Origin of the sequence: Corallococcus macrosporus, assembly GCF_017302985.1 — a bacterium.
Taxonomy (GTDB): Bacteria; Myxococcota; Myxococcia; order Myxococcales; family Myxococcaceae; genus Corallococcus; species Corallococcus macrosporus_A.
Map to the genome: position 1 here is coordinate 609,687 of NZ_JAFIMU010000009.1, position 22,514 is coordinate 632,200.

At 70.0% G+C, this 22,514-nt stretch carries 21 protein-coding genes; 12 read left to right on the top strand and 9 right to left on the bottom strand.

All coding sequences use genetic code 11. From position 1 onward, the window contains the following. Positions 1-47: 47 nt before the first annotated feature. Positions 48-2,849, bottom strand: a complete 2,802-nt coding sequence (locus JYK02_RS30535) for a vitamin B12-dependent ribonucleotide reductase (protein WP_207056258.1) — start codon at positions 2,847-2,849, stop codon at positions 48-50. A gap of 581 nt (positions 2,850-3,430) precedes the next feature. Here JYK02_RS30535 and JYK02_RS30540 point away from each other — a divergent pair. After that, positions 3,431-3,766: a (2Fe-2S) ferredoxin domain-containing protein gene (locus tag JYK02_RS30540; protein WP_120530529.1), complete on the top strand. Its 336-nt coding sequence runs from the start codon at positions 3,431-3,433 to the stop codon at positions 3,764-3,766. Positions 3,767-3,827: 61 nt separating this feature from the next. Here the strand turns inward: JYK02_RS30540 and JYK02_RS30545 are convergent, their stop codons facing one another. Next, the gene (locus JYK02_RS30545; RefSeq protein WP_207056259.1) at positions 3,828-4,544 is read right to left on the bottom strand and encodes a Bax inhibitor-1/YccA family protein; all 717 of its coding nucleotides are present in this window, start codon (positions 4,542-4,544) and stop codon (positions 3,828-3,830) included. Between the two features lie 73 nt (positions 4,545-4,617). Beyond that, positions 4,618-6,075: a hypothetical protein gene (locus JYK02_RS30550; RefSeq protein WP_242589396.1), complete on the bottom strand. Its 1,458-nt coding sequence runs from the start codon at positions 6,073-6,075 to the stop codon at positions 4,618-4,620. Between the two features lie 183 nt (positions 6,076-6,258). On the opposite strand from JYK02_RS30550, the gene JYK02_RS30555 reads away from it, so the two are divergent. The 6 genes from JYK02_RS30555 (at position 6,259) to JYK02_RS30580 (ending at position 10,923) form a co-directional block, all read left to right on the top strand. Beyond that, positions 6,259-6,696: a hypothetical protein gene (locus tag JYK02_RS30555; protein WP_347402622.1), complete on the top strand. Its 438-nt coding sequence runs from the start codon at positions 6,259-6,261 to the stop codon at positions 6,694-6,696. 292 nt (positions 6,697-6,988) lie between these two features. Next, positions 6,989-7,483: a hypothetical protein gene (locus tag JYK02_RS30560; RefSeq protein ID WP_207056261.1), complete on the top strand. Its 495-nt coding sequence runs from the start codon at positions 6,989-6,991 to the stop codon at positions 7,481-7,483. A 39-nt stretch (positions 7,484-7,522) separates the two neighbouring features. Continuing rightward, positions 7,523-7,906: a hypothetical protein gene (locus JYK02_RS30565; RefSeq protein ID WP_207056262.1), complete on the top strand. Its 384-nt coding sequence runs from the start codon at positions 7,523-7,525 to the stop codon at positions 7,904-7,906. An 18-nt stretch (positions 7,907-7,924) separates the two neighbouring features. Next, positions 7,925-8,536, top strand: a complete 612-nt coding sequence (locus JYK02_RS30570; RefSeq protein ID WP_207056264.1) for a hypothetical protein — start codon at positions 7,925-7,927, stop codon at positions 8,534-8,536. 10 nt (positions 8,537-8,546) lie between these two features. Beyond that, the gene (locus tag JYK02_RS30575) at positions 8,547-10,301 is read left to right on the top strand and encodes a hypothetical protein (RefSeq protein ID WP_207056265.1); all 1,755 of its coding nucleotides are present in this window, start codon (positions 8,547-8,549) and stop codon (positions 10,299-10,301) included. A 73-nt stretch (positions 10,302-10,374) separates the two neighbouring features. Continuing rightward, the gene (locus tag JYK02_RS30580) at positions 10,375-10,923 is read left to right on the top strand and encodes an isochorismatase family protein (RefSeq protein ID WP_207056267.1); all 549 of its coding nucleotides are present in this window, start codon (positions 10,375-10,377) and stop codon (positions 10,921-10,923) included. Positions 10,924-10,952: 29 nt separating this feature from the next. Here the strand turns inward: JYK02_RS30580 and JYK02_RS30585 are convergent, their stop codons facing one another. From JYK02_RS30585 to JYK02_RS30610, 6 genes are all read right to left on the bottom strand, one after another. Further along, positions 10,953-11,825 (bottom strand): metal ABC transporter permease, encoded by an 873-nt coding sequence (locus tag JYK02_RS30585; RefSeq protein WP_207056269.1) that lies wholly within the window; start codon positions 11,823-11,825, stop codon positions 10,953-10,955. After that, a complete protein-coding gene (locus tag JYK02_RS30590; protein WP_207056364.1) occupies positions 11,806-12,570 on the bottom strand; it encodes an ATP-binding cassette domain-containing protein in 765 nt (254 codons plus the stop codon). The genes JYK02_RS30585 and JYK02_RS30590 overlap by 20 nt, the downstream gene beginning before the upstream one ends. Positions 12,571-12,613: 43 nt before the next feature. Then, a complete protein-coding gene (locus JYK02_RS30595) occupies positions 12,614-13,480 on the bottom strand; it encodes a hypothetical protein (RefSeq protein ID WP_207056271.1) in 867 nt (288 codons plus the stop codon). 4 nt (positions 13,481-13,484) lie between these two features. Beyond that, a complete protein-coding gene (locus tag JYK02_RS30600) occupies positions 13,485-14,408 on the bottom strand; it encodes a metal ABC transporter substrate-binding protein (protein WP_207056274.1) in 924 nt (307 codons plus the stop codon). A gap of 22 nt (positions 14,409-14,430) precedes the next feature. Continuing rightward, complete coding sequence (locus tag JYK02_RS30605) at positions 14,431-15,819, bottom strand: zinc-regulated TonB-dependent outer membrane receptor (protein ID WP_207056276.1); 1,389 nt, start codon at positions 15,817-15,819, stop codon at positions 14,431-14,433. Positions 15,820-15,922: 103 nt separating this feature from the next. Continuing rightward, positions 15,923-16,342, bottom strand: a complete 420-nt coding sequence (locus tag JYK02_RS30610; protein WP_207056277.1) for a hypothetical protein — start codon at positions 16,340-16,342, stop codon at positions 15,923-15,925. 237 nt (positions 16,343-16,579) lie between these two features. Between JYK02_RS30610 and folE the strand changes: the two genes are divergently transcribed. The 5 genes from folE (at position 16,580) to JYK02_RS30635 (ending at position 22,374) form a co-directional block, all read left to right on the top strand. Beyond that, positions 16,580-17,230 (top strand): GTP cyclohydrolase I, encoded by a 651-nt coding sequence (gene folE, locus JYK02_RS30615; protein ID WP_347402623.1) that lies wholly within the window; start codon positions 16,580-16,582, stop codon positions 17,228-17,230. Beyond that, positions 17,227-18,654, top strand: a complete 1,428-nt coding sequence (locus JYK02_RS30620) for an FAD-binding oxidoreductase (protein WP_207056278.1) — start codon at positions 17,227-17,229, stop codon at positions 18,652-18,654. The genes folE and JYK02_RS30620 overlap by 4 nt, the downstream gene beginning before the upstream one ends. 230 nt (positions 18,655-18,884) lie before the next feature. Beyond that, a complete protein-coding gene (locus JYK02_RS30625; protein WP_207056279.1) occupies positions 18,885-19,625 on the top strand; it encodes a sigma-70 family RNA polymerase sigma factor in 741 nt (246 codons plus the stop codon). A 167-nt stretch (positions 19,626-19,792) separates the two neighbouring features. Further along, the gene (locus JYK02_RS30630) at positions 19,793-20,506 is read left to right on the top strand and encodes a tetratricopeptide repeat protein (protein WP_347402624.1); all 714 of its coding nucleotides are present in this window, start codon (positions 19,793-19,795) and stop codon (positions 20,504-20,506) included. Next, entirely contained in the window at positions 20,503-22,374 is a 1,872-nt protein-coding gene (locus JYK02_RS30635; RefSeq protein WP_207056281.1) for an AMP-binding protein, read from the top strand. Before JYK02_RS30630 ends, JYK02_RS30635 begins: the two co-directional genes overlap by 4 nt. Positions 22,375-22,514 lie beyond the last annotated feature (140 nt).

A 22,514-nucleotide genomic window follows, 5' to 3' on the forward strand; every position in this document is an offset into this window, starting at 1 on the left:
AGCGCGCCGGAGCCCTTCTTCACTTCACGTCACGACCGAGGCGGGCTTCAGCTGCAGCCGCTGGTCGTGCCGCAGTTCGCGCACTTGTAGCAGGCGCCGCTGCGCACGGTGATGGCGCCGCACTGGTGGCACGGCGGGGCGTCCGCCTGGTTCAGGTACGTGCTGCGCGAGTTCATCGCGGACAGCTGCAGCGTCGCCTGGGCTGGCACCGCCGCCTGCGTCACCGGCTCCGGACGGGCCTCCTCCACCGGCGTCACCTCCGCGTCGTCCGCGCAGGGCTCCGTGGGCAGGAACTTCAGCGACAGCCACCGGAAGATGTAGTCCGTGATGGACTTGGCGATGGGGATGGCCGGGTTGCCCGTGAAGCCGCTCGGCTCGTAGCGGGTGTGGCAGAACTTGTCCGCCAGCACCTGGAGCGGCACGCCGTACTGGAGCGCCAGCGACACGCTGGTGGCGAAGCTGTCCATCAGGCCGCTCACCACCGAGCCCTCCTTCGCCATGACGACGAAGAGCTCACCCGGCTTGCCGTCCTCGTACATGCCCACCGTCAGGTAGCCCTCGTGGCCACCGATGGAGAACTTGTGCGTGATGGACTGCCGCTCGTCCGGCAGCCGGCGGCGCAGCGCCTTGGGCTCGGGCATCACCGCCGGGGTGGGCTCGGCCACCGCGCGCTTCGCCTCCGGGGCCTTGTCCTGCGACGTGTTGAGCGGCTGCGTGCGCTTGCAGCCGTCACGGTAGACGGCGACCGCCTTCAGGCCGCTGCGCCACGCCTCGATGTACGCCTTCTCGATGTCCTCCACCGTGGCGTCATTGGGCAGGTTCACCGTCTTGGAGATGGCGCCCGAGAGGAACGGCTGCGCCGCGGCCATCATCTCGATGTGGCCCATCCAGTGGATGCTGCGCTGGCCCTTGGACGGCTTGAACGCGCAGTCGAACACCGGCAGGTGCTCCGGCTTCAGGTGCGGAGCGCCCTCGATGGTGTCGTGCTTGTCCAGGTACGCGATGATGTCCTGCGCCTGCGTCTGCGGGTAGCCCAGCTTCTCCAGCGCCAGCGGGACCGTCTGGTTGACGATCTTCAGCATGCCGCCGCCCACCAGCTTCTTGTACTTGATGAGCGCGATGTCCGGCTCGATGCCCGTGGTGTCGCAGTCCATCATGAAGCCGATGGTCCCCGTGGGCGCCAGCACCGTCACCTGGCTGTTGCGGTAGCCGTGCTCCATGCCCTTGGCGAGCGCGTCGTCCCAGGCCTCCTTCTGCGCCTGGTGCAGCTCCGCGCTCACGCCGTCCGCCGGCAACTGGTACGCCGCCTTGCGGTGCTTGCGGATGACGCCGAGCATGGGCTCCGCGTTGTTGCCGTAGCCCGCGAACGCGCCCTGCTTCTCCGCGATGCGCGCGCTCGTGGCGTACGCCTCGCCGCACATGAGCGACGTGATGGCGCCCGCCAGGTTGCGGCCGGCGGGGGAGTCGTACGGCAGGCCGGACGCCATCAGCAGCGCGCCCAGGTTCGCGTAGCCCAGGCCCAGCGGGCGGTAGTCGTGGCTGTTCTTCGCAATGCGCTCGGTGGGGTAGCGGCTGAAGCCGACGATGATCTCCTGCGCCAGCAGCACCACCGACACCGCGTGCTTGAAGGCGGCCACGTCGAAGCCACCCTCCAGCGTGCGGAAGTGCATCAGGTTCAGCGACGCCAGGTTGCAGGCCGAGTCATCCAGGAACATGTACTCGGAGCAGGGGTTGGACGCGTTGATGCGCGCCGTGCCGGAGCACGTGTGCCACGCGTTCACCGTGGTGTCGTACTGGAGGCCCGGGTCGCCGCACAGGTGCGCCGCCTCGGCGATCTCGCGGAACAGCTCGCGGGCCTTGTACGTCTCCATCACCTGGCCATCGCGCACCGCGCGCGTCTGCCAGGGGCCGTCGTTCACCACCGCCTTCATGAAGTCGTCGGTGACGCGCACGGAGTTGTTGGAGTTCTGGAAGAACACCGACCCGTAGGCCTCGCCGTTGAAGGACGGGTCGTAGCCCGCCTCAATCAGCGCCCAGGCCTTCTTCTCCTCGTTCGACTTGCAGCGGATGAACTCGAGGACGTCCGGATGGTCGGCGTTGAGGATGACCATCTTCGCCGCGCGCCGCGTCTTGCCGCCGCTCTTGATGACGCCCGCGAACGCGTCGAAGCCGCGCATGAACGACACCGGGCCGGACGCGGTGCCGCCGCCCGCCAGCAGCTCCTTGCTGCCGCGGATGCTGGACAGGTTGGAGCCCGTGCCGCTGCCGTACTTGAAGAGCATGCCCTCCGTGCGCGCCAGCCCCAGGATGGACTCCATGTTGTCGTCCACGCTGTTGATGAAGCACGCCGAGCACTGCGGGTGCTCCTCCACGCCCACGTTGAACCAGACGGGAGAGTTGAACGCCGCCTTCTGGCGCAGCAGCAGGTGCGTCAGCTCCGCGTGGAACGCCTCGCGGTCCACCGCCGACGCGAAGTAGTGCCCCTCCTCACCCCAGCGGGTGAGGGTGTCCACCACGCGCGCCACCAGCTTGCGTACGCTCGTCTCACGCTCCGGCGTGCCGGGCGTGCCCCGGAAGTACTTCGACGCCACGACGTTCGTCGCCAGCATCGACCAGGACTTGGGGACCTCGATGTCCTTCTGGTCGAAGACGACCTTGCCGTCCTCGCCCTTGATGGACGCGCTGCGGTACTCCCACGCCAGCTCGTCCGCCGGATCCACGCCGGGCGTCGTGAAGAAGCGCTCCACGGTCAGCCCCGTGGAGGCCGTCGCCGCCTTGCCCTTCGCACGGCCTCCTCGCCGCGGCTCCCTGCCCCCCACCACCGGCTTTCCACTCAGTTCCTTCTCCATGACGCCCACCTCCAGATTCACTGAGAGTGCTGATGCAAAATTTGCAAAATAGCCAACGCCGCGAGATCCCAAGGGATCCGTTGATCACTTCCAGGCACAGGGACGGCAGCGTTGGGATGGTCCGGGACGGGCAGAAGCCAGCGGACACACCACTGGAATCCGGGCCCGGGCCTGACTGCCCACCCGCCGGGCGGGCGGATCCATATGATCGCTGGTGGGGCCCGTCAACATCACCTGCGCCCCCATATCTAGTGTCAGAGCCCTGCTTACACACTTCATTTGGTGGACATTTCGAGACGCTCTGATCTCCACCCAAGGCTGATCTAATAACCCTTCGCCCGGTGGCAATGGCAGCCCTGGCTGGCAATGTATCGTCATGACCATGCGAAATCGGCGGACGTTGGGAGGAGGGCGCTCCAACCGCTTGTGATCACTCGCGGATGTTTGCTGTCAGTCCGTGTGCCGAGCGTAGGAGCGCTCCCGGGCCTACGCGACAAACGGGCCGGTTGGGGCGGGCCTGGACGGTCGCCTGCTGAACGGCGGCATCGATTTCGACGCTCGCCCGCGTTAGGAGGCGAACCATGCCGCCTCCCTTCGAACGCCACGTCTTCGTCTGCACCAACCGCCGCCCGGACGGACACCCCAAGGGGTGCTGCGCCACCAAGGGAGGGGAGGAGGTGCGGGCCGCCTTCAAGGAGGAGCTCGACAAGCGCGGGCTCAAGCGCAGCATGCGCGCCAACGCGGCCGGCTGCGTGGACACGTGCGCGTTTGGCGTCTCCGTGGTCGTCTACCCGGAAGGCACCTGGTACGGCGGCGTGAAGGTGGAGGACGTGCCCACCATCGTGGAGGAGCACCTGGTGCAGGGCCGCCCCGTGGAGCGCCTGCTGATGCCCTTCAACAAGAAGGCGGAGCGCTGAAGGCGGTTGCCCGCCTCGCGCCCCGCCCTCGGGGTACAGCGTTGAAGCCTAACGCCTGGAACTAGTCGCGGCGGTTGCCCAGCAGCCGCAGCAGCGACAGGAACAGGTTGATGAAGTCCAGGTAGAGCGTGAGCGCGCCCACGATGCTCACCGCGGTCAGGCTCTTGAAGCCCGCGCCCGCGTGGAACTCGCGCAGCTTCTGGACGTCGTACGCGGTGAGGCCCGCGAACACGAGCACGCCCGCGCAGGCCATCACGAACGACACGGCGCTGCTCTGGATGAAGAGGTTCACCACGCCGGCGATGAGGATGCCGATGAGCCCCATGAAGAGGAACGTGCCCCAGCTGCTCAGGTCCTTCTTCGTGACGGTGCCGTAGACGGCCATCGCGCCGTAGGTCGCGGCGGTGATGAAGAACACCTGGCCAATGGAGCTGGCCGTGTAGATAAGGAAGATGACCGACAGCGTCACGCCGGTGAGCGCCGCGTAGCCCGCGAACATGACCGCGGCCACCGGGCCGGACAGCCTGGGCGCCAGGATGGACAGGCCGAACACCACGCCCAGCTGCACCAGGAACAGCATCATGCGGTTCTGCACCGCCATGCGCAGCAGCGTCTCATTGGCCAGCGTCACCATCGCCATCACGCCGGTGAGCGCCAGACCCGCGAACATCCAGCCATGCACGCGCGACATGAACGCGCGCTGCGACTCCTGCACCAGGACGTCGTCCACCCCGGCTGCCTGCCCGCCCTGCCAACCACCTGATGATTCCCACGCCATGTGTTCCGTTTCCTTTCGGGCCGGGTACCGCTTTGCCCCGGCCACTGTCTAACGAGGACCCTTGGAGGACGCCTTAAAGGGCCTTCCACGCCAGCAAAAGCTTTGAAGCAACTTCTGTGGTGATGAGCGGCAGCACGCCCCCTCCGCCCACGATGTTGACGATCTCCGACATGGACCCACGGCATACCCCGCCCCACGCGGGCTGCTTCGCGAGCCCCACGGAGGCATATGCCGAGTAGTCGACGAAGAACGAGGTCGGCAGCACGCTGTTCTGGCCGCAGAGCAGGTGGTCCTCCGGCTGCGTGTCCACCACCTCCTGCACCACGAAGCCGCCGCCCTGGATGTCCGTGGCGGCGCGCTCGCACAACTGGGCCCACGTCTGGGATTCACCGTAGGCGCCCTTCACGCGCTCCTCATAGGGTACGGTGCCCACGGAGCGGCCCAGGAAGACGGCCTTGCCGCCGTAGTCCCACGCGCGCTTGAGCACGAAGCGCGCGGGCTCCTGGGCCACACGCGCCACGATGTCGTCCACCATCGCGCCGTCGGGGCCCACGCCGGGCCCGTGGCGGAAGGGACGCGTCCACGGCACCGCCGCGCGCACCGCCTCCAGCTCCTCGGGCGTGAGGCCCGCGCGTTCGGCGAGCGCCGCGTCCGTCACCGCCTGCGACAGCAGCGCGAACGTCGTCTTCACCTCCACCTGGGAGGCGGGCGGGTTGAGGAACACGGCCTTCTTGCCGGGAACGACGCCCAGGAAGTCCTCCACCCAGGGCGCGGGGTTCTGCTCCAGCCGGCGCACGAAGAGGTGGCGGTAGACCAGGTCGTACTTCTTGCCGTTCACCGTGAACGCGTCGTCTCCGGACACGTCCTCCGGGTGCACGATGTCCGCGTCCGCGCCGAACTCGCGGAAGCGCTCGCACAGCCAGCGCAGCTCCGTCACCTGCGCGTCGTTCTTGCGGCACAAGAGCGCCACCGTGTCCGGCATCTTCCCGTCGCGCTCGGCCGCGTAGCCGTCCAGCAGCGCGCGGTAGAGCGCCAGCGCGTTGTTGCCGTTGAGGGTGAGCAGCGACGCGAGCGCCTTCTCCGGGTAGCGCACGTGCCGCGCCACCACTTCGATGAAGGTGCGCGCCGCGATGTCCGAATACCCCTGCATGGCCGGGATGGTGGCGTTGACCTCCAGCGCCCAGGGCTGACTTCCGGACACGAAGTAGTCCACGCGCGTGGTGACGAGCTTGCGGCTCGCCTCCCAGGTGGCTTGCGCCAGGCGGCGCTCCAGCGGCGACAGCGCGCCCAGCAGGACCTCGGCGTCCGGGCCGCCCAGCATGGCGCGCGCCATCTTCATCGTTGCGGAGGCCAGCTTCGCGGACAGCAGCGCGCGGCGTTTGATCTCCTCCGCGTCCAGGATGACGGGCGTGGCGGTGATGGGGATGGGCTGGGTGCTGCCATCCGGCTTCGTCACCGCGAGGCCGCGCTGATAGGCGGTCTTCGCCAGCTCCGGTCCGAAATAGTGTGCCTGCCTGCGCAGGACATCCATGAGCTCGTGCACGCGCGGAACCTACGACCCCAGGGGCTCGTGGGTCCACAACCCGCGACCCCGGCCGCTGTTCCCGGAGGCCCGCCCACTCGCCCTCCGGCCCGGGTCCGCTCCGTTCCCGGCTTGCACCGGGGCGGTCAGGTCGCTTAAAACAACTCAGTTGCTTTTCGAGACCGAGTGGACGTGAGCCGCCTCCGACCCCAGCTCAGCATCCGTCACCCCCTGCCGCGCCTGCTGGCGCTGCCGTGGGTGCTCGTGTGCGTGCTGGTGTATGTGGGCAGCGTGCTCCACTTCGCGCTCGTGCAGCACACCACGTGCCTGGAGCACGGGGACGTGATGCACGTGAGCGAGGCCTCGCACGACGGGCCGTTGGAGGAGGCGCTCTCCTTCGACGATGCGCGCGTCGCGAAGGCGCCGGCATCGAAGGCCACGCCCCACGGCGCGGAGGCCCACTGCCACCACGCCTTCTTGCGCCGCGAGGCCCCGCCTCCGGCCGAGTCCGCGCCCGTCGTGGCCGCGGTCTCCACGCGCTCCAGCCCGGCGCTGGCGGTGTTCCGCTTCCACGCGGCCCCCGTCGCGCTGTTGAGGCTCGCGCCCAAGTTGTCGCCGCCACGCGTCTGATCTCCGCCGTCGAAGCCCGCCGTCCCTTGAGCCCCAGGTGCGTCCTGGACATGGGATGCGTCGTGGCCACCGGAGTCCGGGGCGTGCGCGTTCCCGTTCGCTGAACTGAACGGATCCGCCGCACGCGCACGGAACGCTCCGGGCCATGCACAGGCGCGCGCTTCGTGCCGCGGTCCCTCCTTCCAGTCCTGCCTGTCCCTTCGCGGTCCCTCCCATTCCGGGAGCGGTGCGCGTGGGGGCCGGGTGGCTGGAGTTCCCGCAGTCCATCCCTCGTGTCCCTGGAGTCACCGTCATGAAGAAGAAGCTTCTGTCCGCCCTGCTGCTGTCCACCGCCCTCCTCGCCGCCGGCTGCGGTGGCGACGACGAAGAGGAGGCCCACGTCGACGAGGAGGGCTGCGAGCACCTGCAGGAAGGCCCCGCCGTCAACGTCACCGCCGCCGTCAGCGGCGCGGGCCCGGCCGTGAGCAACGACCACAAGCGCTACGACATCGCGCTGGTGGACGTGGCTGGCGGAAAGGGCGGCGCGGTGTCCTTCGCCGTCTCCGAGGCCACCGACTACGTCCTCTACGCCAGCGCCCCGGTGCCGGTGAAGGTCACCAACGGCAGCGGCGCGACGGTGGAGTTCGAGGAGAGCGCCACCAGCTCCACGCTCTGCACGGACATCCAGGGCCGCTACGTCGTGCCGCTCACCGTGGGCACGCACACGCTGACCTTCGGCCCGTCGACCCTCTCCTCCGTGTCGCTCGTCATCGAGGAGTCCGGCGAGCACGACCACGACCACGAGTAGCCACCCCTTTCTCTTCCCCCCTTTCACAGGAGCCCGCTCATGGGTGCCTTCCAGCAGTTCCTCGACAGTCAGAAGATCTCCCCCGCGGCGTTGCTGCGCCGCTCCCAGCAGCTCGAAGCGCACACGGCGGAGGACCGCGTCCTCAAGCGCAAGCGCTCCACGCGCCGCCGTGACAAGGAGCAGCAGCAGAAGCCGTACGCGGAGGTGGGCCTGGGCAAGCCGCGCAGCGGCCGGGGCCTGAGCGAGCAGCAGCTCAACGCCGCGCGCGAGGACAAGCCGCTGTCTCCGCGCGTGCGCGCCAAGCTGGTGCGCGCCGTCAACGCGGTGATCAGCAAGGGCGGCGGCAGCGCCGTGGACGCGAAGGCGCTCTTCGGCGACGTGCCCGCGCGCGTGGGTCCCACCGTGAAGAAGGCCGCTTCCTAGCGAGGCCCGAGGCGCCCCATGTCCAAGGTCTCTTCGGGTGGTTCGGGTTCCCTGCTTCCCTGCGACGTGCGCCGCGACGGCGACCGTCTGTTCGACGTGGCCATGTGGTGCCTGGGCCAGGACGTGCGTTGCCCGGACGGCAACGTGCTGCTCCGGCACGGCCTGGTGCGCGAGGCGCGTCCGCCGGGTGTGGAGGGGCAGAGCGCGTACCAGGGGAGGCTTCAGGACGGGGGGCGCCTCACGCTGTGGGGCTTCGGCGCGCTGTGCGAGGCGTGCGGCGGCGCCATCTTCGTGCCGCGTGACGGCTTCGTGCCCCGGTGGGTGGAGGGCGCGCGCGGCAAGGCCTTCCGCGTGGAGGACGTGGGCGTCCGGCGGGACGCGGCCACGGGGCCGGAGCGCAGGGCGGCGCGGGCGGGGCTCGCGCTGCTGGCGGACTGGCTGGCGGAGTACGAGGCGTGGGTGGCCCGCGACGTGGGCCTGGCCTGGCGGCGCGAGTGCCTGGCGGCGCGGCGCAAGGCGTCCCCCATCCCCGCGGAAGAGCTGTCCACCGCCTGGAGGCGGCTGGCCGTGCGCGTGCGCGCGACCGACGCCTCGGTGCAACACCATGTCGCTCCGATGCACGGAGCGTGAGGAGGACATCATGCTGGCACGTCTGTTCCGAGCCGATGCACCGTCCGTCCATGCCCACCTCGCGTGGGAGGACCTGCCGGATGAAGCCCTTCCCACGCCGCCGCTGCGAGACGGGCTGGGAGAGGCCCACCTGCCCGTGTCGACGCGGGTGCCCCTGGCCCAGGCGTACTTTGATCAGGGCCTGCGCCTCTTGCACCTGGGCTGGGCGCTGGAGGCCCGGCGCGCCTTCGCGGAGGCCGCGCGTCAGGACCCATCGCTCGCCATGGCGTGGTGGGGGCTCGCGCTCGCCCGGGGCGTGGGGCAGCGCTTCACCGCGGACCGCGCGGAGGCCATCCGCAAGGCGCTGACGCTGGCCGAAGGGGCCACGGACCTGGAGCAGCGGCTGGTCGTCGCGGCCAGCCTCCTCGCGGACAAGGGCCCCGCCAACGGCAGGCATGCCTTCGTGCGGGAGATGGAGAGCCTCATCGACCGCTTCCCGCAGGAGCCCGAGCCGCGCCTGCTGCTCGCGGGCTTCCTGCTGGACGGCTACGAATCCGACGGGCGTCCCGGGCAGGGGCAGCCGTACGCGCAGATGCTGCTGCGCGACCTGTTGCGCACGCACCCGAATCACGCGGGCGTGCACGTGGCCTGGGTGCAGGCGTGGCTGCCCAGTTCCCGGCCGGAGACGGCGCTGGAGAGCGCGGAGCGGCTTCCCTTGCTCGTGCCCGCTGGCAGCCCCGCGCTGCTCGCCGCCGGACGGCTGCTCCTGCGCATGGGCCGGGCGGCGGAGGCGAACCGCATCCTGGAGACCGCGGTGACGGCGGACGACGCGTACGTCGCGCGGGAGTCACTGCCGCTGGAGGTGGCGCCGAGCGCGGACGCCGCCTTGCGCCTGCTCAGCGAGGCCTGCGTGGAGGTGGGGCAGTACCGGGGCGCACAGGCCTGGGCGCGCAAGCTGCGTCAGCGCGTGGAGGCCTCGGGAGGACAGCCGCAGGCGGTGCTCTTCGCCGCCACCACGCTCGTCGCCGCGCACCTGCGCTTCGGCTTCAGCCGCGCGGCGGCGGAGGTCCCCATGGAGCTGGGCGACAGCGCCACGGTCGCGGAGGCCGGACTGCGCGATGGCGTGCGCCTGTACGCGCGAGGCGTCTGCGCGCTGGAGACAGGGCGGCTCGGCGACGTGGAGCGCGCGTGTGGAACGCTGGACGCGCTGGTGCTCACCCTGTCGGAGGCGCCGCGTTCCGAAGGCCGTGCCCTGTGCCCCCGCGACGTGGCGCGCACGGTGGAGGTCGCCGCGCAGGAGCTGCGAGGCACTCTGGATGCGCGCCGGGGAGACTCCGGCCGCGCGGAGGCCACGCTCACGCGAGCGCTGCGCCTGGAGCGACGGCTGCGTCCGGTGGGCCCGGCGCTCTTCTGCCGTCCGCCCCGTGAGACGCTGGCCCGCGTGCGCCTGCGCTCCGGCCGCGAGGAGAAGGCCCTGGAGCTGGCGCTGGAGCGGGCAGGGGAGCGGCCTGGCTGCGGCCACTGCATGCTGCTGGTGGCGGAGGCCCACGTCGCCTGCGAGTGCATGTCCGAGGCGGCTCATGACTTCGCCGTGGTGCTGGACCTGTGGCGCGACGCGGATCCGCACCTGCCGGGCCTGCAACGCGCGCGAGGCTTCTCGGCCCATCGGGCAGGCCGGGGCCGCGCCGCGCTCCGGCGGGTGCCCGACGCTCCGGTGGACACCGCGCCCCCACCTCGGGGCGGGCCCAAGGGTACGGAACCCACCTGGACCGTTCACGGCCGCTGAGCGCCCACGCCGCCGCGCTTGACGGGAGGCGCGGCGTTCGTGTCACTAGGGGCCATCCTCCAAGGAGCCGCCCATGCCGTCATTCCGCCTGAAGCCCGAGCAGGCCGCGCTGCTCGTCGTCGACATCCAGGAGCGCCTGTGCGCCGCGATGGACCGCGACGCCCTGGACCGCATGCTCGCGCGCACCGGCGCCGCCGTCGAAGGCGCGCGGGCCCTGGGCCTGCCCGTCATCGTCACGGAGCAGTACCCGCAGGGGCTGGGCCGCACGCACTCGCTGCTCAAGCTGCGCCTGGGGGAGTTCAAGCCGCTGGAGAAGATCGAGTTCTCCGCCGCCACGCCGGACGTGCTCGCCGTGCTGGGGGACCGCAAGCAGGTGCTCATCACCGGCATGGAGACGCACATCTGCGTCTTCCAGACGGCGCGCGACCTGGCGGACAGCGGCCGCGAGCCGTGCCTCCTCGCGGACGCCGTGCTGTCCCGCGCGGAGGAGGACCGCCGCGTGGGCCTGGAGCTGTGCCGCGACGCGGGCGCCCGCATCCTCACCGTGGAGTCGGCCCTGTTCGACATGCTGGGCCGCGCCGGCACGCCCGAGTTCAAGAAGGTGTCCGCCGCCGTCCGCTGAAAAAGAGGGACGACGGCGGAAGCGGGTGCTCACACCCTTCGCTTGAAGGGCACCTGCACCAGGCGCACGAGCATCATCAGCAGCACCAGCATCCCGGACAGGACGGTCTGCGAACCGCCCACCGGAAAGTCGTAGAAGTACGCGACCAGGTAGCCGCCCGCGCCCGCGATGCCTCCCAGCACGGTCGCCGTGAAGAACGTCCACGGCAGCCGCAGGTCCAGCACCAGCGCGGCGATGGCCGACAGCGTGGAGAACGCGAAGACGGGCAGGGCGCCCAGGGCCCGCGCGCACACGCCCACCATGACGCCGATGGACACCATCAGCACCGTGTCCAGGAGCTGCACGGGCAGCCCCTGCACGGTGGCGCCGATGCGGTCGAAGCTCACGAAGGTGATGCCCCGGTACCACCACAGGTGCAGCACCATCAGCACGCCGCCCGCCACCTCCACCGCCAGGAGCTGATCCGGCGTCACCAGCACCGCGGTGCCGAAGAGGATGCCCTGGATGTCGTGCGCCTCCTGCGCGATGCGGTCACCCACGAGGATGGCCGCGCCGCCCGCGAAGGCGAACGCGCACCCCAGCAGGCTCTCCCGGGACAGCCGCAGCCGGGCGGGCTCCACCATCAGCAGCAGCGTGGCCGCCACCGACAGCACCACCGCGCCCACCAGCGGATCCACGTGCACGCCCAGGTGGATCTCCGCGAAGAAGGCCAGCGCCACGCCCAGGCCCGCGGTGTTCGTCACCGCCGCGCTGACGAACACCATGCGCCGGAGCACGACGTAGACGCTGAGGAAGCCCAGCACGCACCCGGCGATGAGCGCGCAGAGGATGGGGTCGCGGAACAGCTCCCAGCCCGCCTGGAACTGTTCCCACTTCGAGGGCTCAAGCAGGGTTGTTTCCACGGTGGGGTCCCTGGGGCGCGCTGTGGCAGTAGTCGTCGCCGTACTGGCGGCGGAAGGCGGGGTGGCAGAACACGGTGCGCGCATCGCCCATGACGAAGCAGCGGTGCTCGCGGTCCACGAAGAGGATGACGTCGGCGTGCTCGGCGGCGACGGACATGTCGTGGCTCACCACCACCACGCCCAGGCCCCGGTCGTGCGCGAGCGCGCACAGCCGCAGCATCGTCTGCTTCTCCGCCACGGCATCCATCGCGGCGGTGGGCTCGTCCAGCAGCACCACGTCCGCCTCGGTGGCGATGACCCGCGCCAGCAACGCGCGCTGCTTCTCGCCGCCGGACAGGTCGCGGAAGGGCCGCTTCGCGATGCCGCGCGCGCCCGCCGTGTCGAGCGCCGCCTCCACCTTCTGCCGGTCCGTCTTGCTGGGGAAGGGGCGCAGGAAGTTCCACCCCGACAGCCGTCCCCAGCCGGTCAGCTCCCGCGCGTGCACCGGCAGGAGCGAGTCGATGGAGGACATCTGCGGCACGTACGCGCTGCGGATGTTCGGCTCGGCCAGCGTGATGCGGCCGGACACCGGAGGAATCAGCCCCAGCAGCGTCTTGAACCAGGTGCTCTTGCCGGAGCCGTTGCGGCCCACCACCGCCACGAACTGGCGGCGGCGCACCACCAGGTCCATGGGCGGAAGGATGTCCTTGCCGCCATAGCCGATGACCAGTTGCTCGCACTTGAGCAGCGGTTCGCCCGGCTCCACGGGCACCGAGGCGCGGTGCCCCCGGTCCAGCTCCGTCTCATGATCACCGTGAGCCACGGCTCACCTCCGCGGTCGGACTCAATGCGGCCACCTGCTCCAGGAGCGCGGCGCGCACCGCCGCGTTCGCGGGCGCGTCCAGGTCCACCACGCCGTCGGCGCCCACGGTGGCGGCGGACCAGTCCACCGCGTCGAAGAGGGCCGGCGTCAGCTCCAGCTTCAGGTCCAGCGTCACGCGCGGCGCGTTCTCGCGGTCGGACGGCACGTCCAGGTCGCTGTTGAGCACCGCCACCGGCGTGGCCTCCGCGCCCGTCGCCGTCGCGGTGAAGCGGAAGGGCAGGGCGCCCGCGAAGCGCGCGGGGACGCGGCCGTCCCGCACGCTGCCCGTCATGCGCAAACCGGTGACGGACCAGCGACCGCGGGACAGCGCCGTCCTGCCCAGCTCGCACGCGGGCTCGCAGGTGACGTCGCGCGCGGCGGGAGCGAGCAGGTCCAGCTCCGCGTCCACGGGGAGGTTGGCCACCGTGACGGTGGTGCTGCCGCCACCGCCGCCCAGCTCCGCCTGGATGTCCTCGTAGTCCACGAGCGCCCCGTCATCGCGGTGGCAGTGCCCGTTGTGGCACAGCGAGTAGCCCGGCGGCGGCGAGGAGGGGTCGAACGTCGTGCCGCCGCCGCCCCCACCGGAGGAGGCCAGCAGGTCGATGCTGCCCAGGCTCACCGCGCCGGTGTCCATGCGCAGCTGGAAGTCGGAGGCGAGCGCCTGGTAGCCGTCGCCCGCGTTGCGGCCGGACACCGGCGTGTACGCGGCCTCGACGGAGGGCTCCAGCACGGCGAAGCCCTCGCCCGCGTCGAACGCGCACCCGGACAGCAGTGCCACCGGGAGCATCCACACCCTGGAAGGAAAGCGCTTCATGGCGTCATTGCCCCTTCCCGGCGAGGCCCTGCTCCAGCCGGCCCACCATCAGGTCCATGCGCTGCACGTACGTCTGGCCCGAGCGGAAGTCCGTGCCTCCGGGCAGCGTGACGAGCGGGGCGGGGATCTTCGACGCGACGAACTGCGCGTTGTTGTCCGCGTAGTAGTCCTCCTTGAGGACCAGCTTCACCTTGTTCGTCCGGGACAGCACCACGACCTGCGCCACGTGGGCCGCGTTCGGCGGGATGCCCGGCTTGGGCTCCAGGTACGCGAGCGTCTTGAAGCCCAGCCAGTCCTGCAGGTACGCCGTCGTGCGGTGGAACGCGATGACGGGCACGCCCTTGAGGCCCGCGAGCCGCTTCTCCCAGCCCACCTGGGCTGCCTTCAGCTCCTGGGTGAACTTCGCGAGGTTGGCCTTGTAGGTGGCGGCGTTCTTCGCATCCAGCTGCGACATGCGCTCTTCGATGGCGCCCGCCACCCGCAGCGCCTGCCGCGGATCATAGAGGTAGTGCGGGTTGCCGCCGGGGTGCACGTCGCCCTGGCTGCGGTCCACCTGCGTGGTGGGCACCTCCAGCAGGTTCACGAACCGCGACGCGTCCAGGTAGCCCGTGTTGCCCGTGAGGATGCGGTTGTTGCGCGCGCCGGTCTGCAGCGTGGGCAACCAGCCGATCTCCAGGTCCAGGCCCGCCACGATGAGCAGGTCCGCGCGGTTGATGGCCAGCGTCAGGCTGGGCTTGGCGTCCACGAAGTGCGGATCCTGCGTGGGCAGCGCGAGCGCGGTGACGTCCACCTTGTCCCCGCCCACGGCCTTGGCCAGCGCGGCCAGGTCCGGGAGGGTGGTGACGACCTTCAGGTCCGCGCGAGCGGGAACGGCGGTGAGGCTGACGACGGCGGCGCACAGGGCCGCGAACAGGCGAAGGGAACGCATGGAAGGGCTCCGGAAGATGAGGTCAGAACGCATGGGCACCGTGGGCGCCAGTCACGACTTCAAGGGCGAGGAAGGCCGAGTAGTCCGGCGACTCGCGCCAGCCCACGCGGTCCGTGGCGGCCTGCAGGCGCAGGCGGGAGAACTCCGTGGGCCAGTACGTCAGCGACGCGCTGATGCGCTGCCGGTCGGAGATCCACTCGGGGTCCAGCGGATCATTCGCGACGCGGCCCTCCTGCGTCTTCGCGGCCGTGCCGAACTCGTAGCGCACGCCCGTGGCCCAGCGGTTGGAGAAGCGCCACACCGTCTGCGCGTAGCCACCCCAGTCCGACAGCACGTCCTCCGGCGCCTGCCGGCGGCGGTAGAGCACCTCCGCCTGGAGCACCAGCTGCTGGGAGCTCTGCGTCGTGATGGGCCGGAACTTCAAATACACGTCCGTGCCGTAGATGCTCGTGTGGTTGCGGTAGCCCGTGGCGTTGGGGCCCGTGGCGGCGGACAGGCCCCACAAGAGCGACAGGTCGTCGGACAGCGCGAAGAACTGCTTCAGCGCGCCGGTGAGCTGGAAGTCCAGCGGTGACAGCACGCGCTCGTTGGACGCACCGAAGAAGCTGCGCGCGGTGGCCTCGCCCTTCGCGTCGGTGGCGCTGCCCACGACCTCCACGTACCAGGGCAGCGGCGTGAGCCAGGAGCCCTCCACGCCCAGGCCGCGGTTGCCCTCCGCGCCGAAGTAGCGGCTCATGACGAAGGGCTGGTCCACGAAGTCCCATGCGTGCGGGTGCGTGGAGTTGAGCCGGCCGAAGCGGGTGAGGAACTGGCCCGCGCGCACCTGGAGGTTCGCCGGCAGGTCCAGCGTGGTGACGTATGCCTCCTCGATTTCGACGCCGAACTGGCTGAAGACGATGTTGCTGTCGAAGCGGAAGTACGGGTCCACCACGGAGCCGATGGACAGCTCCAGTTGCTGGAGGTTGAAGCCGTTCTGCGTCGGGTCGTGCGCGCCGCCCTGCAGGGGCTCCTTGTTGGAGAAGGCCGCCAGGGCCATGTCCAGGATGAAGCTCAGGTTGAGGAAGTTGGTGCCACCGGAGATGGCGTTGGGCAGCTTGAGCGGCGTCACGCCGGAGTCGTTCGTCGCGGTGGGCGACGCCGGGGACGTGTCACCGGACGGACGCGCCTTCTCGCTCGCGTCCGCGTCCAGCGCCTTCTGGAGCTCCGCCATCTCCTCCGGGGTCAGCCCGGGCGCGTCCCCGGGAGGAGCGTCGCCGGCGGGCGCGTCCTGGGCCGGGGCAGGGGATTCAGCGGGAGGAGGTGACGCGGTGGAGGGGGGCGATGGCTGCTGGGCCCAGGCGGCGGTCGCGGACAGCTGCGCGGCGAGCACGACGGCGAGGGCGCGGGGATTCCTGCGCGGAAGGGATGACACGGGATGTTGCTCCTCGGAACCGGTCCACCGGGGAGCATGCGCATGCACGCCCCACGACGACCGTCGACCTGATGACCTGCTTCACGGACACGACACGCGGGCACTACGCGTGCGTCGGAGGCGAGGCCTTGGGCGCGATGTCGAGGACGGCGAGCGGCGCGAACGAGCGGGGCGGCGCGGTGGCCGGGTGCTGGCCCTCCACGCACGCGGAAGCGGCGGCGACGTCCGCGCCCTGGAGCGCCTCCACCTGCGGGGCGGCCGTGAGCAGCGGGCACGTCTCGTGGTTGAGGCTCGTGGCGTCCGCCACCGCGGGCGGGACGGAAGCGATGACGGGGGCGCGCTCGGTGAAGCGGGACAGCGCCGGGTTCGCGCGCCGCGCGTCCTCTTCAAAAGTCTGGTGCTGCGGACAGAACCGGTGCGCGTGCTGCTCCACGTGCAGCGCCAGACCCAGCGGCTGGGCACCCCAGAGCGCGACGAGCAGCATCGCGGTGAGGCGGGCAAGGGTGTGGGCGCGCGAGAGCATCAGAGGGTCCCGGCTGGCTTACTGTCGGCCCCCGGGAGTGTCAAGGCAGGCAGGATGCATCCGTCTCCCGGGGCTCCCTGGCACGGACGATGGAGCAGTGCGGCGATTCAACGCCGGCGCACGTCGAAACAGGACGACAAAGGAACGTTGTTTTCATTCCGGACGTCCCTCCTGGCCGCATCGGTTAGGTTGGGCGGGTCCCACCGTCACGCCTCCCGCGCCAGGAGTTTCGCCGCCGTGCCTCCCTCCCGCCCCCGCCGCCGCGCCCCCGCCGCCAAGGCCCCGGCCCCTCGCGTCGCGCGCCCCGATCCCGCTGGCATGGCCCGGGCGGTCCGCGACTTCCTCACCGCCGCGGGGCTCGACCTCCAGGACGTGAACCTGGTGGACACGCCGACGCGCGTGGCCGACGTGTGGGCCAACGGCTTCCTCGACGGCTACGGCCGCACGCCGGAGGAGGTGCTCGGGAAGACCTACCCCGCGCCCGCGGACTCCTCCGGGGAGCTGGTGGTGGTGACGGACCTGCGCTTCCACTCCATGTGCCCGCACCACCTGTTGCCCTTCACCGGCCGGGCGCACGTGGCCTACGTGCCGGGTTCGCGCGTGGTGGGCTTCGGGCGCATCGGCGCGCTGGTGGACTCCTTCGCGCACCGGCTCATCCTCCAGGAGGACCTGGCCCGGCAGGTGGCGCGTTCGCTTGCCCGCGTGCTCGACAGCCCCGCGACGGCCTGCATCCTGGAGGCGGAGCAGGCGTGTCTGCGGCTGAGGGCCGACCACCAGCGCGACGCCGTCACCCACGCGGAGGCCTATGAAGGACGCCTGCGCAAGGACGGCCCCCTGCGCCGCGAGCTGTGGGCCCGCCTGGGCGCACGCACGGGGGCCGGCAGATGAACCCCGCCGCCCAACGCTTCGAGCGGGTGGCGCCCGAGCGCGTGGCGGAGGTGCTGGAGGCCCTGGCGGGCGTGCTATCCGAAGGCCAGGTGAAGCGCGACGCGGACACGCTCGACACCTACGCGCGCGACGAGTCCGACAGCGGCGTCTACCGGCCCGACGCCGTCCTCCTGCCGGAGACCACCGCGCAGGTGTCCGCCATCTTCAAGGCGTGCCAGGCGCACGGCGTGCCCTTCACCCCCTGCGGCGCGCGCAGCGGCAAGAGCGGCGGCTCGCTGCCCTTGAAGGGGGGCATGGCCGTCAGCCTGGAGCGCATGAACCGGATCCGCTCCATCTGCAGGGAGGACCTCACCGCGGTGGTGGAGCCCGGCGTGGTGACGGGCGACCTGATGAAGGCGGTGGAGGCCCAGGGCCTCTTCTATCCACCGGATCCGAACTCCTGGGAGTTCTGCACGCTGGGCGGCAACGTGGCGGAGAACGCCGGCGGCCCGCGCGCCCTGAAGTACGGCGTCACGCGCGACTACGTCATCGGCCTGGAGTGGGTGATGCCGGATGGCGAGGTGCTGCGCGTGGGCCGGCGCACCATCAAGGGCGTGGCCGGCTACGACCTGGTGGGCCTGTTCGTCGGCTCCGAGGGCACGCTCGGCGTGGCCACCGAAATCACGGTGCAGCTCATTCCCTTGCCTCGCCAGGTGATGACCGCGCTGGTGGTGTTCCCCTCCGTGTTGGATGCGGCGCGGGGCGTCTCCGCGGTGCTCGCCGCCGGCATCCTGCCGCGCTGCCTGGAGCTCATCGACGAGGTCGCCGTCCAGGCCATCGTGAACCGGGGCAGCTTCCAGTTCCCCCCGGGCGCGGGCGCGGCCCTCATCGCCGAGGTCGACGGCAACACTCCCGAAGGCGTCCTCGCGGAGCTCCAACTGTTGGGGGCCATCTGTGACGAGCACGGGGCCACCCAGACCCTGGTGGCCCAGGACGAGTCCCAGCGCGAGAAGCTGTGGGCCGCGCGGCGCGTGATTTCCCCGGCCCTGCGCGCGCTCAAGCCGGCCAAGATTTCCGAGGACATCGTGGTGCCCCGCTCGAAAATTCCCGAAATCATCGAGCGGCTGAAGAAGATGGGCGCGGAGCTGGGGCTCACCGTGGCCACGTATGGCCACGCGGGAGACGGCAACCTGCACGCCAACATCCTCTACGACGGCCCCGCCCAGCGCCCCCTCGTCGATGAGGCGCTGCGCCGCATGCTCGTGCTCACCGTGGAGCTGGGCGGCACCATCACCGGCGAACACGGCGTGGGACACGCGAAGCGGGAATATCTGGCGCTGGAGCAGGCTCCCGCGCTGCTGGAGCTGCAGCGCCGCCTGAAGGCCTTTTTTGATCCATCAGGCCTGCTCAACCCCGAGAAAATCTTCCCCGCGCCCAAGCGTTGAAAGCTTCGTGGCCGGAAACGTAGGTGCTGTCCCACCCGCCGCGTCGCGCGCTCCCAAAGGCCCGGAAGTGCGACTGCGTGACGGGCTTTTGACAAGGGTAAGCGGGCGAAATGCCCTTCTTGGAAGGAATGAGAAACCCTTTCCGTCGTTGCGCGTCCTAGTGACAGGTGGACGCGGTTCGTCGGGGGATTCATCGCGTCCGGCAGTTACGAACGGAAGGACGGGAAATCATGGCCAACTCGACGAAGTACGCGGCAGAGGGCCTTTCGCATTACCTGCGTCACCTGGGCGGCCACCAGCAGCTCACGCGTGAACAGGAGTACGAGCTGGCCCGCCAGGCCCGCAAGGGTGACGAGAGCGCCCGACAGACGCTCGCCAGCTCCAACCTCGCTTTCGTGGTCGCCGTGGCGAAGAAGTTCGCCAACCGCGGGGCCCGCCTGGACGACCTCATCCAGGAAGGCAACGTCGGCCTCATGAAGGCCATCGAGCACTTCGACCCGAAGAAGAACGTGCGCTTCGCCACCTATGCCGTGTGGTGGATCCGCGCCTACATCACCCGCTACCTGAAGGACAACCGCAGCCAGGTGCGCGGCGGCGAGGCGGAGCGCGGCAGCATGGTGGACTTCTCGCTGGACGCCACCATCGACGAGGAGGGTGAGACGACCTTCCTCGACCGCATCGAGGACGGCGGTCCCTCCCCGCAGGAGACGTTCCTCTCCCGCGAGCAGGACACCGAAATCCAGGAGGCCCTGCAGAAGGTGCGCAAGCGCATTGGCGACCTGGGCTGGGACATCCTCCAGGAGCGCCTCACGCAGGACAAGCCGCTGACGCTGGAGGAGCTGGGCCAGCGCTGGGGCGTGTCGCGCGAGCGCGTGCGCCAGGTGGAGCTGAAGACGAAGAACTTCCTGGAGCGCTACCTCATCGCGTTCAACGAGAACGAGGAGCACACCGCCGCGGCCGACGCGGCCTGAAGCGTCAGGACAGGAACTGTTGCACCGGTGACGGGGTCTGGCGGGGTGTTCGCACCTTGCCGACCCCGTCTTCTTTTTTGCCGCGCCGCGTCTAGTGCGTTGGGTTGATGGTGGGCAAGCGTGCGTGCTAAGGCATTTCGATGCGCTTGAAATTGCTTGCCCTTTGGGTGCTTTGGGCCGTCCCGGCACACGCCGCGGATCCCGCGCTGCTCGACCAACTCGACGCGTTGTACGCCAAGCGCGGAGACGCGGAGTCCGTGAAGGCGTTGGAGACGCAACTGTCGGACGCGCTGAAGGCCACGCCGGACGACTTCGACCTGGCGTGGCGCAAGGCTCGCGTCCTCCAGTGGCAGGCGGACGGCGCCACGGAGAAGAAGCTCAAGATGGTCCTGGGCAAGCAGACGTGGGAGGCCGGGGACAAGGCCTCGAAGCTCCAGCCCGCGCGCGTGGAGGGCTACTACTTCGCCGCCTGCGGCATCGGTTCCTACTCCCAGGCCGTGGGCATCATGAAGGCGCTGGGTGACGGCCTGGAGGGCAAGTTCAACGAGCGCCTGGACACCGCGCTGAAGCTCGACCCCACGTACGAGTACGGCGGTCCCTGGCTGGTGAAGGGGCGTTACTTCTACGAGCTGCCCTGGCCGAAGCGCGACCTGGGCAAGTCCGCAGAGTACTACCAGAAGGCCATCGCCAAGTTTCCGCAGTCGCTGCGTGCGCACTACTACCTGGCCGAAACGCTGTTGAAGGACGGCAAGGCCAAGGAAGCGAACGCCGCCATTCAGAAGGTCAAGCAGGGAAGCACCGCGTACAACCCCGCGGAGGGGCAGCGCGTGCAGCAGTGGGCCAAGAAGGTGGATGCCGACATCCAGGAGGAGCTCAAGTGAGGGCAGAGAGTCAGGTCACGACGGCTCCCGCGGCGAGCGGGACGCAGGAGCAGAACCTCGTCCAGTTGCTCGTTCAGCGGGCCCAGAACGCCTCCAAGGTGGGCGTGACCCACAAGAAGGACGGGCGCTGGCAGGACGTCACGTACGCGCAGGTGCTGGAGGACGTGAAGGCGCAGGCGGCGGGCCTCATCGCCCAGGGTGTCCAGCCCGGGGACCGGGTGGCCATCTTCGCCAACACCAGCCTGCAGTGGATCATCGCGGACCTGGCCATCAGCGCGGCCCAGGCCATCACGGTGCCCATCTATGGCTCCAACACGCCGGATGAGTGTCACTACATCCTGAACCACTCGGAGACGAAGCTGCTGCTCGTCGACTCCGACGAGAAGGACGCCAAGCAGGCCGGGCGCCTGTCGCGCGTCCGCTCCAAGCTCAAGGACATCCCGGCGCTCCAGAAGATCGTCGTCTTCGAGGGTCCCGTCTCCGGCGACAAGGAGATGACGCTCGCGGACATGGTGGCCTCCGGCAAGGGCCACCCGCAGGCCACCGAGGCCGCGTTCGCGGAGCGCGTGGGGCAGGTGAAGTCGGACGACACCAACCTGCTCATCTACACGTCCGGCACCACCGGCGCGCCCAAGGGCGTCATCCTCACCCACGGCAACTGGGCCTATGAAGCGAAGGCCACCCAGGCCATGGGCATGATGAAGCCCGAGGACTCCGTCATGCTGTTCCTCCCCCTGGCGCACGTGTTCGCCCAGGTGGTGAAGGCCGCGTGGCTGTCCATGGGCTTCCGGCTCATCATCGCGGAGTCGGTGGACAAGCTGCTGGCGAACCTGGCGGAGACGCGCCCCACGGTGCTGCCGTCCGTGCCGCGCGTGTTCGAGAAGGTCTACAACAACGTCGTCGCCAACGGCTCCGCCGCCCCGGGCATGAAGGGCAAGCTCTTCAAGTGGGCCTTCGGCCTGTTCGACGAGTACGCCGAGGCCAAGGGCCAGGGCCGCGAGTACAGCTCGCTCCAGTTCTCCCTGGCGAAGAAGCTCGTCTTCTCCAAGGTGCGCAAGACCCTGGACGAGAAGCTGGGCGGCAACATGCGCATCTTCATCTCCGGCGGCGCGCCGCTGTCGCGGAAGATCGCCTACTTCTTCGACCTGCTCGACCTCAAGGTGCTGGAGGGCTACGGCCTCACGGAGACGAGCGCCCCGTGCAACGCCAACCGGGTGGAGAAGATCAAGATCGGTACCGTGGGCCCGCCGGTGCCGGGCACGGAGATCAAGATCGCCGCGGACGGCGAAATCCTCGTGCGTGGCCCCTGCGTGATGAAGGGCTACTACAAGAACGAGGAGGCCACCCGCGAGGTGCTGGATCCGGACGGCTGGTTCCACACCGGTGACATCGGCGAGGTGGACTCCGACAACTACCTGCGCATCACCGACCGCAAGAAGGACATCATCGTCACCGCGGGCGGCAAGAACGTGGCGCCGCAGAACATCGAGAACACGCTCAAGACCTTCCCGCTCATCAGCCAGGCCATGGTGTACGGCGACAAGCAGCCGTACCTCGTCGCGCTGGTGACGGTGTCGGAGGAGCCGGCGCGCAAGCTGCTGGAGGACAAGGGCGTCGCGGTGGGCAGCTACGAGCAGAACTCCCAGCGGCCGGAGATCCGCGAGGCCATCGCCGAGATCTTCAAGAAGGTGAACGCGGAGATTCCTCCGTACTCCACCATCAAGAAGTTCGAGGTCATGAAGGCGGACTTCACCCAGGAGTCCGGCGAGCTCACGCCCACCCTCAAGGTGAAGCGCAAGGTCGCCAGCCAGAAGTACATGAAGCTCATCGACGGCATGTACGCGAGCGGCAAGGGCGGCGGGGACTGACGTCCCCCACGCTGCGGCTCCCCGTGACCGGAAGGTCGCGGGGGGCACACGGCCGCCTCAAACGCCCGACGCCCGTCCGTCGCCGCTTCTGGAGCGGTCCACGGTACGGGCGTCACGGGTGAACGGCGGCAGCGATGTCC

Bases quoted from the DNA above. Each gene is read 5' to 3' on its own strand.
- JYK02_RS30550 (WP_242589396.1), bottom strand. From the start codon at position 6,075: ATGGATGTCCTGCGCAGGCAGGCACACTATTTCGGACCGGAGCTGGCG.
- JYK02_RS30535 (WP_207056258.1), bottom strand. From the start codon at position 2,849: ATGGAGAAGGAACTGAGTGGAAAGCCGGTGGTGGGGGGCAGGGAGCCG.
- JYK02_RS30625 (WP_207056279.1), top strand. From the start codon at position 18,885: ATGGCCAACTCGACGAAGTACGCGGCAGAGGGCCTTTCGCATTACCTG.
- JYK02_RS30610 (WP_207056277.1), bottom strand. From the start codon at position 16,342: ATGCTCTCGCGCGCCCACACCCTTGCCCGCCTCACCGCGATGCTGCTC.
- JYK02_RS30575 (WP_207056265.1), top strand. From the start codon at position 8,547: ATGCTGGCACGTCTGTTCCGAGCCGATGCACCGTCCGTCCATGCCCAC.
- JYK02_RS30560 (WP_207056261.1), top strand. From the start codon at position 6,989: ATGAAGAAGAAGCTTCTGTCCGCCCTGCTGCTGTCCACCGCCCTCCTC.
- JYK02_RS30540 (WP_120530529.1), top strand. From the start codon at position 3,431: ATGCCGCCTCCCTTCGAACGCCACGTCTTCGTCTGCACCAACCGCCGC.
- JYK02_RS30545 (WP_207056259.1), bottom strand. From the start codon at position 4,544: ATGGCGTGGGAATCATCAGGTGGTTGGCAGGGCGGGCAGGCAGCCGGG.
- JYK02_RS30570 (WP_207056264.1), top strand. From the start codon at position 7,925: ATGTCCAAGGTCTCTTCGGGTGGTTCGGGTTCCCTGCTTCCCTGCGAC.
- JYK02_RS30565 (WP_207056262.1), top strand. From the start codon at position 7,523: ATGGGTGCCTTCCAGCAGTTCCTCGACAGTCAGAAGATCTCCCCCGCG.
- JYK02_RS30600 (WP_207056274.1), bottom strand. From the start codon at position 14,408: ATGCGTTCCCTTCGCCTGTTCGCGGCCCTGTGCGCCGCCGTCGTCAGC.
- JYK02_RS30595 (WP_207056271.1), bottom strand. From the start codon at position 13,480: ATGAAGCGCTTTCCTTCCAGGGTGTGGATGCTCCCGGTGGCACTGCTG.
- JYK02_RS30620 (WP_207056278.1), top strand. From the start codon at position 17,227: ATGAACCCCGCCGCCCAACGCTTCGAGCGGGTGGCGCCCGAGCGCGTG.
- JYK02_RS30580 (WP_207056267.1), top strand. From the start codon at position 10,375: ATGCCGTCATTCCGCCTGAAGCCCGAGCAGGCCGCGCTGCTCGTCGTC.